General features: G+C 64.7%; 13 protein-coding genes. 8 read left to right on the top strand and 5 right to left on the bottom strand.

What is annotated here, in order from left to right:
* Positions 1-28 precede the first annotated feature (28 nt).
* From ACSION_RS05605 to ACSION_RS05590, 4 genes are all read left to right on the top strand, one after another.
* The gene (locus tag ACSION_RS05605; RefSeq protein ID WP_435305204.1) at positions 29-1645 is read left to right on the top strand and encodes a peptide chain release factor 3; all 1617 of its coding nucleotides are present in this window, start codon (positions 29-31) and stop codon (positions 1643-1645) included.
* A 171-nt stretch (positions 1646-1816) separates the two neighbouring features.
* Positions 1817-2014: a hypothetical protein gene (locus ACSION_RS05600; RefSeq protein WP_435305203.1), complete on the top strand. Its 198-nt coding sequence runs from the start codon at positions 1817-1819 to the stop codon at positions 2012-2014.
* Positions 2015-2122: 108 nt separating this feature from the next.
* Positions 2123-2800, top strand: coding sequence for a PAQR family membrane homeostasis protein TrhA (trhA, locus tag ACSION_RS05595; protein WP_435305202.1), 678 nt, complete (start codon positions 2123-2125; stop codon positions 2798-2800).
* Between the two features lie 97 nt (positions 2801-2897).
* On the top strand, positions 2898-4844 hold the full coding sequence (locus ACSION_RS05590) for an AsmA family protein (RefSeq protein WP_435305201.1): 1947 nt from the start codon (positions 2898-2900) through the stop codon (positions 4842-4844).
* Between the two features lie 9 nt (positions 4845-4853).
* Here the strand turns inward: ACSION_RS05590 and ACSION_RS05585 are convergent, their stop codons facing one another.
* Genes ACSION_RS05585 through mtgA form a run of 3 tightly spaced genes read right to left on the bottom strand, consistent with a single transcriptional unit; the run spans position 4854 to position 7041 of the window.
* Positions 4854-5282 carry a CBS domain-containing protein gene (locus ACSION_RS05585; RefSeq protein WP_093490217.1) on the bottom strand — a complete coding sequence of 143 codons (429 nt, stop codon included), beginning with the start codon at positions 5280-5282 and terminating at the stop codon, positions 4854-4856.
* Positions 5242-6273, bottom strand: coding sequence for a glycosyltransferase family 2 protein (locus ACSION_RS05580; RefSeq protein WP_435305200.1), 1032 nt, complete (start codon positions 6271-6273; stop codon positions 5242-5244). The genes ACSION_RS05585 and ACSION_RS05580 overlap by 41 nt, the downstream gene beginning before the upstream one ends.
* 3 nt (positions 6274-6276) lie before the next feature.
* Complete coding sequence (gene mtgA, locus ACSION_RS05575; RefSeq protein WP_435305199.1) at positions 6277-7041, bottom strand: monofunctional biosynthetic peptidoglycan transglycosylase; 765 nt, start codon at positions 7039-7041, stop codon at positions 6277-6279.
* An 80-nt stretch (positions 7042-7121) separates the two neighbouring features.
* On the opposite strand from mtgA, the gene ACSION_RS05570 reads away from it, so the two are divergent.
* The 4 genes from ACSION_RS05570 to ACSION_RS05555 all read left to right on the top strand — a co-directional run bounded on the left by ACSION_RS05570 (position 7122) and on the right by ACSION_RS05555 (position 12025).
* Entirely contained in the window at positions 7122-8429 is a 1308-nt protein-coding gene (locus ACSION_RS05570; RefSeq protein ID WP_435305198.1) for an aspartyl/asparaginyl beta-hydroxylase domain-containing protein, read from the top strand.
* The gene (locus ACSION_RS05565) at positions 8423-9316 is read left to right on the top strand and encodes an Hsp33 family molecular chaperone HslO (protein ID WP_435306663.1); all 894 of its coding nucleotides are present in this window, start codon (positions 8423-8425) and stop codon (positions 9314-9316) included. Before ACSION_RS05570 ends, ACSION_RS05565 begins: the two co-directional genes overlap by 7 nt.
* A gap of 150 nt (positions 9317-9466) precedes the next feature.
* Positions 9467-10300 carry a hypothetical protein gene (locus tag ACSION_RS05560; RefSeq protein WP_435306662.1) on the top strand — a complete coding sequence of 278 codons (834 nt, stop codon included), beginning with the start codon at positions 9467-9469 and terminating at the stop codon, positions 10298-10300.
* A 138-nt stretch (positions 10301-10438) separates the two neighbouring features.
* Positions 10439-12025: a tetratricopeptide repeat-containing sulfotransferase family protein gene (locus ACSION_RS05555; protein WP_435306661.1), complete on the top strand. Its 1587-nt coding sequence runs from the start codon at positions 10439-10441 to the stop codon at positions 12023-12025.
* Positions 12026-12034: 9 nt separating this feature from the next.
* Here ACSION_RS05555 and ACSION_RS05550 read toward each other — a convergent pair whose 3' ends face one another.
* Positions 12035-13564, bottom strand: coding sequence for a tetratricopeptide repeat-containing sulfotransferase family protein (locus ACSION_RS05550; RefSeq protein ID WP_435305197.1), 1530 nt, complete (start codon positions 13562-13564; stop codon positions 12035-12037).
* A 148-nt stretch (positions 13565-13712) separates the two neighbouring features.
* Positions 13713-16343, bottom strand: a complete 2631-nt coding sequence (locus ACSION_RS05545) for a TonB-dependent receptor plug domain-containing protein (RefSeq protein WP_435305196.1) — start codon at positions 16341-16343, stop codon at positions 13713-13715.
* Positions 16344-16513: the final 170 nt, after the last annotated feature.

The following is a 16513-nucleotide window of genomic DNA, read 5'->3' as shown; positions in this document are numbered from 1 at the left end:
TTTCCGTGCCCGTCCGGGCGCCCGCCCCATGTCCGATCCGAACAGCGCCGTGGCCAACGAAGCCACCCGTCGCCGCACCTTCGCCATCATTTCCCACCCCGACGCCGGCAAGACCACGCTGACGGAGAAGCTGCTGCTGTTCGGCGGCGCGATCCAGATGGCCGGCTCGGTGAAGGGTCGCAAGGCTGCGCGCCACGCGACCTCCGACTGGATGGCACTGGAAAAGGAGCGCGGCATCTCGGTCACCTCGTCGGTCATGCAGTTCCCGTACGAAGGCAAGATCGTCAACCTGCTCGACACGCCGGGCCACGCTGACTTCGGCGAGGACACCTACCGCGTGCTGACCGCGGTCGACAGCGCGCTGATGGTCATCGACGTGGCCAAGGGCGTGGAAGAGCGCACGATCAAGCTGATGGAAGTCTGCCGCCTGCGCGACACGCCCATCATGACCTTCATCAACAAGCTCGACCGCGAGGGCAAGGACCCGATCGACCTGCTGGACGAAGTCGAAAGCGTGCTGGGCATCCAGTGCGCGCCGGTCACCTGGCCGATCGGCATGGGCCAGCGCCTGAAGGGCGTGGTGCACCTGCTCACCGGCGAAGTGCACCTGTACGAACCGGGCCGCAACTTCACCCGCCAGGATTCGACGATCTTCCCGTCGCTGGATGCGCCTGGTCTGGAGGAGAAGATCGGTGGGGAAATGCTGGCGCAACTGCGCGATGAGCTGGAGCTGGTGCAGGGCGCCAGCCATCCCTTCGACAAGCAGGCCTATCTCGACGGCAAGCAGACGCCGGTGTTCTTCGGCTCGGGCGTCAACAACTTCGGCGTGCAGCCGCTGCTGGATTTCTTCGTCGAGCACGCACCGTCGCCGCTGGCGCGCGAAACCACCGGCCGCGAAGTGCAGCCCGACGAGAACAAGCTCACCGGCTTCGTCTTCAAGATCCAGGCCAACATGGACCCGCAGCATCGCGACCGCGTGGCGTTCATGCGCGTGTGCTCGGGCCGCTTCGAGGCCGGCATGAAGACCTTCCACGTGCGCAGCGGCAAGGACATGAAGCTGGCGAACGCGCTGACCTTCATGGCCAGCGATCGCGAAATCGCCGCCGAGGCCTATCCCGGCGACGTGATCGGCATCCACAACCACGGCACGATCTCCATCGGCGATACGTTCACCGAGGGCGAGGCGCTGTCGTTCACCGGCATCCCGAACTTCGCGCCGGAGCTGTTCCGCCGTGCGCGCCTGCGCGATCCGCTGAAGCTCAAACAGCTGCAGAAGGGCCTCGCGCAGCTGAGCGAGGAAGGCGCGACCCAGTTCTTCCGTCCGCTGATGAGCAACGACCTGATCCTGGGGGCGGTGGGTGTGCTGCAGTTCGACGTGGTGGCCTACCGGCTGAAGGACGAGTACGGCGTGGACGCGTCGTTCGAGAACGTCAGCGTCGCCACGGCGCGCTGGATCCGCTGCGACAACGCGAAGAAGCTGGAAGAGTTCCGCGACAAGAACGCGATGAACCTCGCCCTGGACGCGGCCGGCCAGCTGGTCTACCTGGCGCCGACGCGGGTCAACCTGCAACTGGCCCAGGAGCGTGCCCCGGACGTGCAGTTCCTGGCCACGCGCGAACACGCACACAGCGTCGATCTGGGCTGACCTCGGCGCTCCGGGCGTTTCGCTGGTTACGCCTGCAACCGCCCTGCCCCCCGGATTCCTCCCGTCACGCCGATCCGCTACGCTTCCCGGGCCGCCATCCGGCGGCCATATTCGGGGAGATCGGGGATGTATTTTTTAGGGGCTTTGCTGTTGCTGGTGGGCGCCATATGGATGACCGTCAACGCCGCCAAGAAGGACGGCGCCGTAGCGGCGATCCTGTGCTTCATCTGCGGCTTCTACACCATCTACTACGGCATCAAGAACTTCGCCGAGAACAAGGTGCCGCTGATCCTGTTCCTGGTGGGCCTGGTGGTCTGCGTCGTGTTCCGTCCGGACATGGCGGCGATGAGCGGGGCCGCGGCGATCTGACCCGCCGTCCCTCGGCGGAGGGCTCCGGGCATACCGGAAGCCCTCCGGCTGCTGACCAACGGCAGCTCGGGTCATGCAGCCCGTGCTGCATTGCGGTAACGTGACTGCATGAGCCGATCCCCCTCGCTGAATTCCTTGCGCGAACGCAAGCGGGCCGACCATCTCGTCGACCTGCGCGACGAAATCGCCAGCGCCCTTACGCACGGGCTTGGCGCGGTCGCCGCGCTCGCCGGCGGTGCCGTCCTGATCACCCTCGCCGCGATTTACGGCGACGGCTGGCAGCTGGGCGCCTCGATCGTCTTCGGCATCACCCTGCTGCTGCTCTACACGGCCTCCACGCTGTACCACGCCATCCAGCACCCGGTGGCGAAGGGGCGCCTGAAGGTCTTCGACCACTGCGCCATCTATCTGCTGATCGCCGGCACCTACACGCCCTTCACGTTGATCGGCCTACGCGGGCCTTGGGGCTGGGGCTTGTTCGCGGCGATCTGGACGCTGGCCATTGCAGGCGTGGTCTTCAAGCTGTTCTACACCGGCCGCTTCAAATTGCTGTCGACCATCATCTACATCGCGATGGGGTGGCTGGTGGTCGTCGCGATCAAGCCGATGCTGCAGTCGATCGACGGCTGGACACTCGGCTGGCTGTTCGCCGGCGGTCTGTTCTATACGCTGGGCACGTTCTTCTACCACCGCGAATCGATCCGCTATTCGCACGCGATCTGGCATCTCTTCGTGATCGGCGGCAGCGTCTGCCACTTCGTCGCGGTGACCAAGCAAGTGCTCTGACCCGCGTGTGAAGCCATCGCGAGGTTCATGTCCCGCACATGAACCGATGACGGCCCATTTCGCGGCGCGTGAACGCACGGGCCCCAACCATGGGGCCATGAACGACGCGCCCCGCCCCCGCCGCCGTTTCGCCCTGCGCCCGCTGTCGCGGTCGCGCGCTGTGGTGCTCGGCGTGTTTGCTGCGCTCATCGTGGTCGGCGCCCTGCTCTTCGAATGGAATTGGTTGCGCGGCCCGATCGAACGCGTCGTGACCTGGAAGACCGGGCGTGCCTTCGATATCGGTGGCAATCTCGACGTCGACCTCGGTCGCGTGACCACGATCCGCGCCGATGCCCTGAGTTTCGGCAATGCGACGTGGTCGAAGACGCCCGCCATGGCCGTTGCGGATCGTGCGGAATTGAGCGTGGCGGTGTGGCCGCTGATCTTCAGCCGCGAGACGCGCCTGACGTCCATCCGCCTGACGCGGCCCCGACTGCGCCTTGAGTTCGGCCCCGACGGTACCGGCAACTGGGTCTTCGGCGACACCACCGGTGAAAGCCGTCTCCGTTACGACGGCCTGTGGATCGAAGGCGGACGACTGGTGTTCGTCGATCCCGAGCGGCGCACCGATCTCGACATCCAGTTGGACAGCGTCGCCGGCGACGGTCCCGCGTCGCCGCCGGTGGACGTAAAGGGCAAAGGCCGGTGGGCCGGCAATGCCTTTACCGTGGCCGGACGCGTCGAGTCACCGCTGGCGCTGCGCCAGACGGACAAACCGTACCGCATCGATCTTCGTGTGACCGCCGGCCCCACACGGGCGCACGCGCGTGGCACGTTGCTCGATCCCTTCCGGCTGCGCGACTTCGACCTGCGCCTGATGCTCGCAGGCCAGAACATGGAAGACCTGTTCCCGCTGATCGGCGTGGCGACGCCCTCCTCGCCGCCCTACCGCCTGGACGGCCGCTTCACCCGCGACGGCAACACGTGGCACTACGACGACTTCAACGGCATCGTCGGCGACAGCGATCTGGGCGGGTCGGCCAACGTCACCGTCGGCCGCGAACGTCCGCTGCTGAAGGCGAGCCTGGTCTCCAGGCGCCTGGACTTCGATGACCTCGCCGGCTTCGTCGGCGCGCCACCGCAAACCGGCGGCGCGGAGGCGAGCAATGCCGAACAACGCAAGGAAGCCGCCGAACTCGCCGTCGACGCACGCGTGCTGCCGGACACCCCCTACGATCTGACCAAGCTGCGCGCGATGGATGCAGATGTGCGCTGGAAGGCGCACCGCATCAATGCGCCGAAGCTGCCCATCGACGACATGGATGCGCACCTGTTGCTGGATGCCGGACTGCTGCGTCTGGAACCGCTGAATTTCGGCGTGGCGCAAGGCGACATCCGTTCGACGATCCGCATGGACGCCCGCAGCGACGTGATCCGCACGCGCGCCGACATCGCGGTGCGTGGCCTCGACCTCGGCAAGCTGTTCCCTACCGCGCAGCTGACGCAGAGCGCGATCGGTCGGATTGGCGGCAACGTATCGCTCACCGGCACCGGCAACTCGATCGCCGGCATCCTCGGCAGCGCGAATGGCGACATCGCACTCGGCATGGGGCGTGGCCAGGTCAGCAACCTGCTGATGGAACTCGCCGGCCTGGATATCGCCGAAGCGCTGAAATTCCTGCTGACGAAGGACAAGACGGTGGCAGTGCGGTGCGCATTCGGCGATTTCGCGGTGAAGGATGGCGTGATGCAGACACGCACGCTGGCCTTCGACACCACCGACACCATCATCGTCGGCAAGGGCCAGGTCAGCCTGAAGGAAGAAGCGCTGGATCTGGAGCTGAAGCCGCGACCGAAGGACCGCAGCATCTTCGCGCTGCGCTCGCCACTGATCATTGGCGGCACGTTCAAGGACCCGTCGTTCCGGCCCGACTTCAAACGCCTGGGCCTGCGCGGGGCGACCGCGCTGGTGCTGGCCAGCATCACGCCACCGGCCGCGCTGCTGGCAACGATTGAAGTGGGACCCGGCGAAGACAGCGGCTGCGGCGGGCAGTACGCGAAGTAGTCGTGCCGCTCAGCCGGCGATGTAGCGCTGCAACTGGTCGAGTTCCACCTGCTGATCTTCGATGACCGCCTTCACCAGGTCGCCGATCGAGATCACGCCGACGATGGCATCGCCCTCGCTCACCGGCAGATGGCGGATCCGGTGCGTGGTGACGACCTGCATGCAGTGGTCGACGGTGTCGTCGGGACCGACGGTGACCACCTTTGCCGTCATGATGTCGCGCACCGGGGTGTTCGACGATGAGCGCCCCTGCAACACGACCTTTCGCGCATAGTCGCGCTCGGAGACGATGCCGCATAGCCGCGGCCCCTGCATGGCCAGCACGGCACCCACGCCTTTCTCCGCCATCAGCTTGATGGCGTCCAGGACGGAGGCGTCGGGAGATACAGCGAAGACTTCAGGGGTCTTGGAACCCAGCAAATGACGAACCGTGCGCATGGCGATCTCCGGGGTGGGGAGCGGGTCGATCTGATGCAGGCAAGGATACTCCTGCCGCCCCGGGTTGCCACGTATCCACCAGGTACAGCGGCCGCTGCTTGGACTCCTCGTACAAGCGCCCCAGATACTCGCCGATCAATCCCAGCGCGACCAGCTGCATGCCTCCCAGGAACAGGATCACCGTCATCATCGTCGGCCAGCCGGCGACCGGGTCGCCCCATAGCAGCGCCTTGAGCACCACCCAGATCGCGAACGCGAAGGCGAGCACGGCGGTCATCACGCCCACGTAGGTCGCCACGCGCAGCGGTGCGGTGGAAAAGCTGGTGATGCCTTCCAGGGCGAAGTTCCACAGTTTCCAGAAGCCGAAGCTGCTCCGCCCCGCTACCCGTGCCTCGCGGTGATAGGGCACCGCGATCTGGTTGAAGCCGACCCAGCCGAACAGGCCCTTCATGAAGCGATGGCGTTCGCGCAGTTCGCGTAGCGCGGCCAATGCACGTGGCGACAGCAACCGGAAGTCACCGGTGTCGGCAGGAATCGGCGTCTTGGAAAGGCGCCCGATCACGCGGTAGAACGCATGTGCGGTGCCGCGTTTGATCCAGCTCTCCCCATCGCGCTCCATGCGCGTGCCATGCACGTTGTCGTACCCGGCCTGCCACTGCCGCACGAACTCGCCGATCAGTTCCGGCGGATCCTGCCCATCGGCATCGAGGATCAGGGCCGCACCGGCCTGCACACGATCCAGGCCTGCCGTCAGCGCCGCCTCTTTGCCGAAGTTGCGCGACAGGCGCAGGGCGGACACGCGCGGATCGTCCGCCACCAACGCCTGGAGCACCGCCCACGTGTCGTCCTGGCTGCCATCGTCGACGTACAGCACGCGCCCGTCGACGCCGGACAACGCATCCAGTGCCGCCGCGATGCGAGGCTGCAGCAGCGGGATCGCCTGGGCTTCGTTATAGGCCGCAATCACGACGGTCAGCAGGGGCGCTTGCATGGATTACAGGCTCTCCAGATAGGCCTTGCCGCCCAACTGCCCCACCTGCCGCTGGATCCAGCGTGCACGGCGTTGCACATACGGGCCCGGGTTCGCGGCGTTGTAGCGCCGGGGCGCCGGGAGCACCGCCGCGAGGCGGGCGCTCTCGGCGGGTGCCAGGCGCGCCGCGTCCTTGTTGAAGAAGCGCACCGCGGCGGCCTGGCCGCCGTATACACCGTCGCCGAACTCGGCCACGTTGGCGTAGACCTCGAGAATGCGCGATTTCGGCCATAGCGTCTCGATCAGCAGCGTGTACCAGACCTCCAGGCCCTTGCGTGCCCAGCGCGACGCCCGGCTCTGGCCCTGCCACAGGAACAGGTTCTTGGCGACCTGCTGGCTGATGGTGCTGGCACCGCGCAGGCGCGTGGCCGGACGGCCACGCTTCTCGGCGCGCGCCGTCATCCGCTTGTTGTGGGCCTGTGCCTTTTCGATGGCGGCCAGGTCGAAGCCATGGTGGGCAGCGAAGTTCTGGTCTTCCGCGGCCACCAGCGAAACCGGCAGGCTCACCGCCATCTGGTCCAGGTCGCGCCAGTCGTGTGCCAGGCGGAACTTCCATTCCCCTTCACCCCACGCTTCCATCTGCCGGATCGCCATGAAGGCCGTGAACGGCGGATCGACGAACCGTAGTACCGCCACCTGCAGGATGCTGGCCGCGGCAAAGAGGAAGGGCATTGCCAGCAACCAGCGGAACCAGCGGCGGCGGCGAGTAGGCGGGTGGACGTCGACCATGTTTAGTAATTAAGGTTACGCGAACGGCTCGTTCATTTATCGTTATTCTGGCTTTAGACCACTGCAAAGTCTCGCTGCCGATGAATACATCCCCGCAGGCACCCCTGTCCCAGGCCTTGGCCCAGTTGCTGGACCAAGGCACGCAGTGGGTCCAGCAAGGCCAGCAGGACCGCGCCGCCGACTGCTGGCGCCGGGCCATCGAGATCGCGCCCGACTGCGCACCCGCGCTGAACAGCCTGGGCGCTTACTGCCTGGCTCGCGGCAGGATAGACGAGGCGCAGGGGTTGCTGGAACGGGCGATCCTCCACGCGCCCGGCATGGCGATCGCCCACGCGAATCTCTCGCGCATCCATTCCCAGCGTGGCGACTCCCACGCGGCCTTGTCGGCGATCGATCTGGCGATCCGCGCGGAGCCGACCTCGTGGGGCCCGCACATGGAGAGGGCGCGCCTGTTGGAGTCCGTCGGGCGGGAGCGCGAGGCTTCAAAAGCCTGGGGCAGTGCGCTGGCCTACATGCCGGAGGCCGCGCGCCAGTCGCCCCATCTTCAAGCACTGATCCAGCAGGCCAGCAGCTCCGTCCAAGACAATCAGGCGCAGTTGCGCACGTTCCTGCAGGACCGCCTGAACGGCCTGACCGAGCAACGGGGCCACCGCGAGCTGGAGCGCTTCAACCATTGCCTCGACATCGTCACAGGGCGGCGCAGTTTCGTCACCGCGCGCCCGCTGATGCTGCCGTTCCCCCGCTTGCCCGCGATCCCGTTCTTCCATCCCGAGGATTACGACTGGACCTCGAAGGTTGAGGCCGCTTTCCCCGAGGTGCTTCGCGAGTTGCAGTCCCTGCTGGAACAGCAGCGCGATTTCGTGCCTTACGTGCAGACCCAGGAAGGCCAGCCGAAGGGGCAGTTCGCCGCGCTGGACCGCACGCTCGACTGGGGCGCCTATTTCCTTTGGAAGAACGGCCGACGCATCGACGCACAGGCAGACTTGTGCCCACGCACGGAAGCCGTTCTGCTGGAACATGCGCCGCTCAACACGGTCTCCAACCGCGCGCCGGTCGCATTCTTCTCGGCGCTGAAGCCGGGCACCCACATCCCGCCCCACAACGGTGCGACGAACACGCGCCTGACCGTGCACCTTCCCCTGATCATCCCGCGCGATTGCGCGTTGCGGGTCGGCGAGGAGACCCACGTCTGGAAGCCGGGCAAGCTGGTGATGTTCGATGACACGATCGAGCATGAGGCCTGGAACTTCAGCGACCAGCTGCGCGTGGTCCTGATCTTCGATGTCTGGCACCCGATGCTCACGGACTTGGAAAGGCGGCTGGTCGCCCATACCGTGGAAGGCATCATGGCCTACTACGGCGAAGGCGCCGACCTCGGAGAATTGTGAGCACCGACCTCGACACCTTGACCCGCTTCCTCCTTCCCGCCGCCGGCGTCCGCGGCGTGGCGGTCCGCCTGGACGAAACCTGGCAGACCGTTGCCGGCCGCCTCCACTACCCGGCGGCCGCCCGCGAACTGCTCGGCGAGGCCGTGGCCGCTGCCGCGCTGTTCACCGGGCACACGAAGGTCGACGGCCGCCTGTCGATCCAGCTCCGCAGCCAGGGCGCCCTGCGTACGCTCTTTGCCGAATGCACGGCGGCAGGTACGGTGCGCGGCATCGCCCAGGTGCAGGATGGCCTGGATGCACCCCGCGATCTCCAGGACCTTGGCGAAAACGCCCTGTTGGCCATCACTATCGAGAATCCCGGCCTGGACCCGCGTGAGCCCCAGCGCTACCAGAGCCTGGTCGGCCTGCAGGCCAGCCGGCTGGCCGAGGCGTTCGAGGACTACTTCCGTCAGTCCGAGCAACTGCCGACCCGCCTGTTGCTGGCCGTCGACGAAAGGCGCGCCAGTGGCCTGATGCTCCAGAAGCTGCCCGGGGACGAGGGCGACGCCGACGGCTGGAACCGCGCCGGCGCCCTGTTCGAGACCCTGGGCGAGCCCGAGCTGCTGGCCGTTCCCACCCGGGAACTGCTCCACCGGCTGTTCCACGAGGAAGCCCCGCAAATCCTGACAGAGAGCCCAGTTCGCTTCGGATGCTCTTGTTCCCGCGAGCGGGTTGCGAGCATGCTGCAATCGTTGGGGGAAGAAGAGGCGACCGCAGCGTTGGCCGATGGTGCGGCAGAAGTCCGTTGCGAGTTCTGTGGGCAGGAATACCGGTTCACCCCCTCGCAGATCGCGGAACTTTTCAGCCTCCCGCCGGTCGATGTAGAGGCGCCGGGTCGATTGCAATGATCCGGCGGTCGGGCAGCTGCCCCCGGGGACTTGTTAAAGAAACATAAACGGCATAGCATCAGTTCCCCTTCGGGAGGGGAACTCCGGGTTGTCCTTAGGAGTCTGAAGCGAGCCATGAACCTGCGTAGCCTGACACTGTCGCTTGCCCTGCTGCTCGCCTCCGGCGTAGCGGTGGATGCGCATGCGCAGAAGTCGCAGGCACGCAAGCCCGCCGCCGACCCCCAGGCCACGGCCCTTCCCATCTGGAACAACGACGGCAAGGTGGAAGCGGTCCTGCTGCTCGAGCCGACCGGCCAGGCCGAAGCTGGTGCCCGCTGGCGCCTGGGCCGCAACACGCTGACCACTGCCTTTGGCCTGGACAGCGGCGATGCCCTGGGCCTGGTCTGCAATCGCAAGGCCGGCGTGGTGGGAAATATCGGGAACCTTGCCAGCCACTGCATGCTCGCCACGCTTGGGGACGACGACGACACCGATAGTCAGCGCGTCGGCGCCTCGGCGATCCTGAGCCGCCCCGGCGGCAAGCTTGGACTGTCTGCAGGCACCGGCCGTGACACCCTGCCCGCCTGGCTGTCGTCCGGGCGCGCCGCAGGCCGCATCGAACAGAACGACCTGGCCGTGTTCGGTCAGAAAAACATCGGCCGCGAGGGTTTCGTGTCCATCGGCGGCGCCGTGGCCAAGGCGACCTTGGTTCCTGTGTCTGACGTGCCGGCCTTTGCAGACCGCTGGAATACGCGCAGCCTGACTGTGGGCGGTGGTTACGGCCCTTTCAGCGCCAACATCATCGGCCGCGTCGTTGACGTTCCTGGCCAGCCCGGCAAATGGGAAGGCCTGGGCTTGGGCGTGACCTGGCGGACACCTTGGAGCGGCCAGCTCACCGTGGGTGCAGAAAATGTCATCACCCGTGGCAAGAATCCCTTCTCGTTGACTAACGAGAATGCGGACGAAGGCACCGTGCCCTACGTCCGGTACGAGCAGGACCTCTGACGCAGCGTTTTCTGCCGGCAACCGCGTACCGCGTCGGACCGTGCGTCTCAATATCTCCTTGTTTCGTATTGGCTGCGCTCCCCTGAAAACGGCGCGACCTCTACACTAGCGTCCTCGACATACGACAGACGCTTGCAGATGAAAGTTGCGGACCGGCTGAATGCGGCCAAGAAACAGATCGAATCAGGCAACCTCGCGGAAGCCCGCAAGATCAACGCATCGATCCTCGCCGCCCGACCGCAGAACATCGCCGCACTGCTCCAGGCATCGCGCATCGAGGGACTGAGCGGCCGTTACCGACTGGCACGCGAGTACGCGCTGAAAGCCCTTGCGAGCCGTACGGGCGACGAGTCCGGCGGCGCGGCCTTCCTGCTGAGGCGCTTGCAGGCGTTCAATCTCGGCGGAGAAGCCATGGCGCTGATCGATGCGCTTGAAGGCAGCGCCGACATCGCGCCCCCGCTCTACGACGCGATCGGTACGGTACTGAACCAATTGAACCAACCCGAACGCGCACTGCGGGCCATCGACAAGGGGCTGGCGCTGGCCCCCGATGCCATCGAGCTCAAGCTCACGCGTGCGCATACGCTGGTATTTCTCGGTCGCTTCGAAGAAGCGGAGCGCGAGATGGACGCGTGCATGCAACGCGTGCCCGAGATCGGCTTCGGCTGGTGGACGCTGTCGCGGCTGCGCAAGCAGCGGCCGGACGCCAACCACGTCGACGCATTGCGCGCGCAGATTTCCCAGTCCGGCCACAACCCCGCGAACCTAGCGTTCCTCGCGTATGCGCTACACAAGGAATTGGACGACTTGGGCGACCACGACGGCGCAACGAAAGCCCTCGACATGGCGTGCCGCGCGAAACGCAGCCAGTTGAATTACTCGGATGCCGAAACCGAACACCTGTTCGCAAAACTGCGCGTCATGCCCGTCAACGCGCCAGTGCAGAGCGAAGCGGGTGCTCGCACCCCCATCTTCATCGTCGGCATGCATCGTTCCGGCACCACGCTGCTGGAACAGTTCCTGGACGGACATTCGCACGTCCGCGGCCTGGGTGAACTCTACGAGTTCACCGCGCAGATGCGCCTGGCGACCGACCACTGGTGCAAGGGCGTGGTCGACTCGACGATCGTCGAGCGGGCGCCATCCATCGACTACTCGGCGGTTGGCAAGGGCTATCTGGAATCGGTGGCTTGGCGCTGTGGCGAGGAACCCTACTTCGTCGACAAGCTGCCCTCGAACTTCCTCAATATCGGCTTCATTTGCCAGGCGCTGCCACAGGCGAAGATCCTGCACATGGTTCGCGACCCGATGGAAAGCTGCTTCTCCAACTTGCGCGAACTGTTCTCGGACAACACCAACCAGTATTCCTACAGCCAGGGCGAACTGGCGACGTTCTTCGCCGGGTACGAAGGCTTGATGGCCCACTGGCACAAGGCGTTCCCCGGACGCATCCACGACGTATCGTATTCCGCCCTGACCCGCGACCCGGAAACAACGCTGCGCGCCGCGTCGGCGTTCTGCAAGTTGGATTTCGAGCCGGGCATGTTGGCCCTGGAAGCCAGCAATCGGGGCGTCACCACCGCCAGTGCCGTGCAGGTCCGCCAGGGTGTCGTGGCATTGGACAAGCCAAGATGGGCGCCATATGCCACGTATCTTGCCCCTCTGGGCGATGCGTTGCGGCACGCGCGTCGACAGACATGGAGTGGTCAGCCGCCATCGCCCTGATGGCCACCTTCACCCCGCGTGCCGGCCCAGCCCCTGGATCAACGGCTTCAGGTACTCGCGGTAAGGGTCCCACTTCGGTACCTCACGGACGATCACAGGACTGCGCACCTGCACCGCGCTGGCCGTGGCGACGCTTTGGACGCGAGAGCGCGGGTCGACCATGTCGGGCAGGAAATCCAGCCCACAGTGCATAGCGACGCGGCGCATCACGCCTTCTGTGTCGCGGGTTAGCTCTGCGTAATGGATGTCGAGGATGCGGCCCGGGAACTTCGCATGCCAATGCGCCATGAGGTCCTGGTACATCAGATAGAACTCGGCGAGTTCGGCCTGATCGTAGGAATAGGGACTTGCGCCCGAGAACAGCTCGCGCAAGTTGGAGAAACAGGTCTCGACCGGGTCGCGCACCATGTGCAGGATCCGCGCGTCCGGCAGCGCCCGCAGGATGTAACCCACATTGAAGAAGTTCGCAGGCAGCTTGTCGGTCAGGTGGGTCTGGCCGGGCTCCAAGCGCCATTTGACGCCGCGAACGTAGTGCTCGGCGACTTCATTGAAGTCCATCGTCTCTGCGCGACGCACCATCTCCTCGTCGAGGAAACCGGTGCTCTGGTAGTTCGCCACGTAGCGCATGCTGGTGACGAAATCATGCAACTCGCCTGCATTGAGCATCGCCGGGTTGCCGCCCAGCAACTGCTCCAACAGGGTGGTACCGGAGCGGAACATGCCCACGATGAAGACCGGCGTAAAACCACGATCACTTACCGTGCCCGCTGCATCCGGCATGGACGCCGCCTTCAGGCGGGCCATCAAGGTCTTGCTCTGCGCCGTGCTGTACTTCAGCTCCGCACGCTTCAACCTGCAACCCAAGGTCAGTGCTTCGCCCGCCCCTGCGATATCGCCGAGGTCATCCAGTTCCTTGTGGAGCGCGAATGCCAGGAACGTGCGCTCCGCGGGCGGACGGGCGACCTTCAATTCACGACGTAGCTCTTCCACATGATTGGATGCCGGCGTCTGCTTGCGTAAGCGGGCCAGCGTCCACCAGATCGCGGCCATGCCCTTGTTGTACATCATGCAATCGCGGAGGTCCTGTTCGGCCTCCTCGAAGCGTCCCAGGAACGTATTGATCTGGGCCCTCGCCAACAGCACGGGCGCATTTGCAGGCTGCCGGCTCAGCGCCAGATCAAGCAGGTCCAATGCGCGCTGCTGGTCGCCGAGGTAGCTCGCCTGCGCGGCGACCGCATGCAACTGGCGAGGATCCAATCTGTGGGCTTCGAAGCGCGGAATCAGTTCATGCAAGGCCCACGTCTGGTTGAAATTGCGCAGCCGATTCAGCACTTTCACCATCAAGGCAGGCGAGAGCGCAGGCAGCGCATATGCCCTCAGCGCGTAATCGCACGCGGACCGGTAACTGCCGATCTTCGACTCGATATAGGACAGGTGGACCAGCGCTTCGGCATGCTCGCTTGTTTCGAGCACGCGCAGAAAACCCTTGCGCGCTTCGTTGAAATTGCCTGTTGCCGCCGCACGTTCCGCAGCCTGCATCAGCCTCGCCACATCATTCATCGATCCAGTTCCAGATTCCAAGCGCACACGGAGGGCTTGTGACATCCCCAATCTAGTGTCGGCTGCCCGAAAAAACAAAGGGGCCGAAGCCCCTTTGTCTTTGACGCTGCAGCAGTGTTCCGATGGATCAGAACGTCTGCGTGTAGCGCAGGTACACCTGACGGCCGTACGCGTTGAACAGCAAGCTGTTGTAGCCAGGCGTGAAGGACTGGTCCAGACGCGGCTTCTTGTTCGTCACGTTGATCGCGCCCAGCGTGACCTTGCCGTTCCAGGGCGTCTTGTAGCTCGCCTGGAGGTCGTGGGTCACGTAGATGCCGCTGCACTTGTACGCGTAGCCAGCATCCACGGTGTCCTGGCAGCTATAGCCGTAGTTCGTCTCGAACAGGTCGACATAGGCTTCCGGGGTGTAGTCGATCGCATTGACCGTCCACGACACCGAGAAATCACCCTTGCTCCAGGTGTTGAACAAGCTGGCGCGCCACTCGGGGTAATCCGAGAGGTTGACGTACTCGGTCGAACCGGAGATCGGCGACGAGATCTCGTAGCTGTTGACGAAGCTGACCTGCAGCTGGCTCTTCAGCTCGCCCCAGGTGCCGAAGTCGAAGTTCGTACCGGCGCGGAAATCCAGGCCGTCGGTGTTCACCAGACCTTCGTTACCCCAACCAGCGCGAACCTGGATGATCGCCTGCGTGCCCGGATCGCGGGTCACGTACAGGTGCGACGGCAGGAACTGGCCCTGGCGCTGACGGTTGATGACCGTCTGCGCGGAGTAGAAGCGCTGCTGGTTCTCGATCTCGATGTTGTAGTAATCGAGGCTCAGGTTCAGCCAGTCGGTCGGATCCCAAACAACGCCGGCGCTCCACTGGCTGGACTCTTCCGGTTCCAGTTCCGGCGTCGCAACGCGCAGGCCGTTGATCTGGATCGCTGTCGTCGGGAGGACGCCCAGCTGGGTAGCGGTCGGCGCGTCCACCACCGTGTCAGCCGAGAACGAATCCAGCTGGTTGATGATGTTGAGCGGCGGCGCACGGAAGCCTTCGCCGTACGACGCGCGCAGGGTCAGGTTGTCCAGCGGCTGGTAGCGGAACGAGATCTTGGGCGAGGTGCTGTCGCCGAAGTCCGAGTAGTCGTCGTAACGGGCCGCCAGATCGATCTCGAAGTTGCTCAGGACCGGGAAGATCCATTCGCCGTAGAACGAGGTCAGCGTGCGGTTGCCGAAGGACGAGTTGCCCGACGAACCACCGACGTTGCCGGCAGCGGACTGCGCGTCGTAGATGTCGGCGTAGTCGTCTTCGCGGTACTCGGCACCCAGGGCCAGCACGGAGGTGCCGCCGCCCATTTCGAACAGGTCGAACGTGGCCTGCGCGTACAACTCGTCCTGCTTGTAGAAACCATTGCGCGAGGTCGTAGTACGGATCTCGTTCATGACGGCTTCGGAGTTGGCAGCCGGATTGAAGATATCGTAAGCACCCGACTCGAACAGCTGCGTCGCGACCGGGATGTTGACGTAGTTCTGACCAAACGACTTGAAGCTCGACTCGTTACGACGCAGGCCGAAATCCAGCGCGATCTTGTCGGTCGCCTGCCAGTTGAAACCCATGTTGAAGTCGTAGACGTTGGTATCATCGTAGTTGTCACGCGGGCCCAGCGCGGCAAAGCGGTGCTTGACCAGCGTGTCGACGCCACGGCGGTTGTTCGGGCTGGCGGCGGTGATGAAGATGTATTCCGGCGTCGGCGCGAAACGACCGAAGCTTTCCACGCGGGTCACGCTGCTGGAGAAGTAGACATTCCAGTCGTCGTTGATCTGGTAGTCGCCGCGTGCGAACGCACCCTTCTGGTCGATCGACGCGGTGTCCGCGGCCACGAGATTGAAGTCGTACAAGCAGCTCCACAGATTGGCACGGGAGTTGAAGCTCAGGTAGAAGCCCGGATCGGTACAACCCTGACCGCGCGTGGCCGCTCCCTGACCGCCCACTGCACCGCGATTGGCGGTGGGAGCGCGGTTGCCGTTCGCGTCAAGCGCGAAGTTGTAGTAGTTGTTGCCGTACGACGAAGCGCCGGCACCCACCCACGGCAGATCCGAAATGTAATTGATGCCGCGGCTGTTGTACGACACGCCAGCAATCAAGCGACCACGATCGCCAGAGACGCCGAACATGGCCGAGGCTTCCTCGGTGTCGCCACCGCGGTAGCTGTCGCCCTTGCCGAAAGTGATCTCAGCGCCGTTGAAGTCCTTGCGCGTGATGATGTTGACCACGCCACCCAGTGCGTCGGCACCGTAGATGGCCGAGGCACCGTCGGTCAGGATTTCGACGCGCTCAACAGCGGCGAGCGGGATCGAGTTCAGGTCCTGGCCAATGCCGCTCTGCGGCGAGGTCGGTGCACGACGGCCGTCGATCAGGATCAGCGTGCGACCGCCACCCAGGCCACGCAGGCTGAGTTCGGAGAACGACTGGGCCGAGCTACCGGAAGCCGGCGTGAACGAACCGAACGAGTTGAACGTGGAGTTCTGCAGCAGTTCGGCCACGGAGACCTTGCCGCTGATCTCGATGTCCTGGCGGCTGATCACGGTGACCGGCAGCGCACCTTCGATGTCGGCGCGCTTGATGCGCGAACCCGTCACTTCGATGCGGTCAAGGGTCTTGGTGTCCGAACTGGAACTCTCGGCTTCCTGGGCGAACGCGTTGCCGGTAGCCAGCGATGCCGCGCTGACAAACAACGCAAACTTGATTGCGCTGGGCAGCTTCTTGAGGTTGGTCATTTAGAGGCTCTCTCTCCAAAGTTCAATTAAACGACCGAGATCTCGCGATCTCGGCCAATGGTTCAGACGCCAACGGCTGCGACTGGTGTCCGAAGGATAACGTAAATTTTACGGCGATGAAAAGAACCCGCTGATTTTCTGAGAAAAAAGCGTTTTTTCCAGCCCAATCA

Source organism: Pseudoxanthomonas sp. LjRoot125 (assembly GCF_964252705.1).
GTDB lineage: Bacteria > Pseudomonadota > Gammaproteobacteria > Xanthomonadales > Xanthomonadaceae > Pseudoxanthomonas_A.
The sequence above is the reverse complement of the archived record's forward strand: the minus strand, read 5'-3'. Positions and strand labels throughout refer to the sequence as shown.

Bases quoted from the DNA above. Each gene is read 5' to 3' on its own strand.
- ACSION_RS05605 (WP_435305204.1), top strand. From the start codon at position 29: ATGTCCGATCCGAACAGCGCCGTGGCCAACGAAGCCACCCGTCGCCGC.
- ACSION_RS05600 (WP_435305203.1), top strand. From the start codon at position 1,817: ATGACCGTCAACGCCGCCAAGAAGGACGGCGCCGTAGCGGCGATCCTG.
- trhA (WP_435305202.1), top strand. From the start codon at position 2,123: ATGAGCCGATCCCCCTCGCTGAATTCCTTGCGCGAACGCAAGCGGGCC.
- ACSION_RS05590 (WP_435305201.1), top strand. From the start codon at position 2,898: ATGAACGACGCGCCCCGCCCCCGCCGCCGTTTCGCCCTGCGCCCGCTG.
- ACSION_RS05585 (WP_093490217.1), bottom strand. From the start codon at position 5,282: ATGCGCACGGTTCGTCATTTGCTGGGTTCCAAGACCCCTGAAGTCTTC.
- ACSION_RS05580 (WP_435305200.1), bottom strand. From the start codon at position 6,273: ATGCAAGCGCCCCTGCTGACCGTCGTGATTGCGGCCTATAACGAAGCC.
- mtgA (WP_435305199.1), bottom strand. From the start codon at position 7,041: ATGGTCGACGTCCACCCGCCTACTCGCCGCCGCCGCTGGTTCCGCTGG.
- ACSION_RS05570 (WP_435305198.1), top strand. From the start codon at position 7,122: ATGAATACATCCCCGCAGGCACCCCTGTCCCAGGCCTTGGCCCAGTTG.
- ACSION_RS05555 (WP_435306661.1), top strand. From the start codon at position 10,439: ATGAAAGTTGCGGACCGGCTGAATGCGGCCAAGAAACAGATCGAATCA.
- ACSION_RS05550 (WP_435305197.1), bottom strand. From the start codon at position 13,564: ATGCAGGCTGCGGAACGTGCGGCGGCAACAGGCAATTTCAACGAAGCG.
- ACSION_RS05545 (WP_435305196.1), bottom strand. From the start codon at position 16,343: ATGACCAACCTCAAGAAGCTGCCCAGCGCAATCAAGTTTGCGTTGTTT.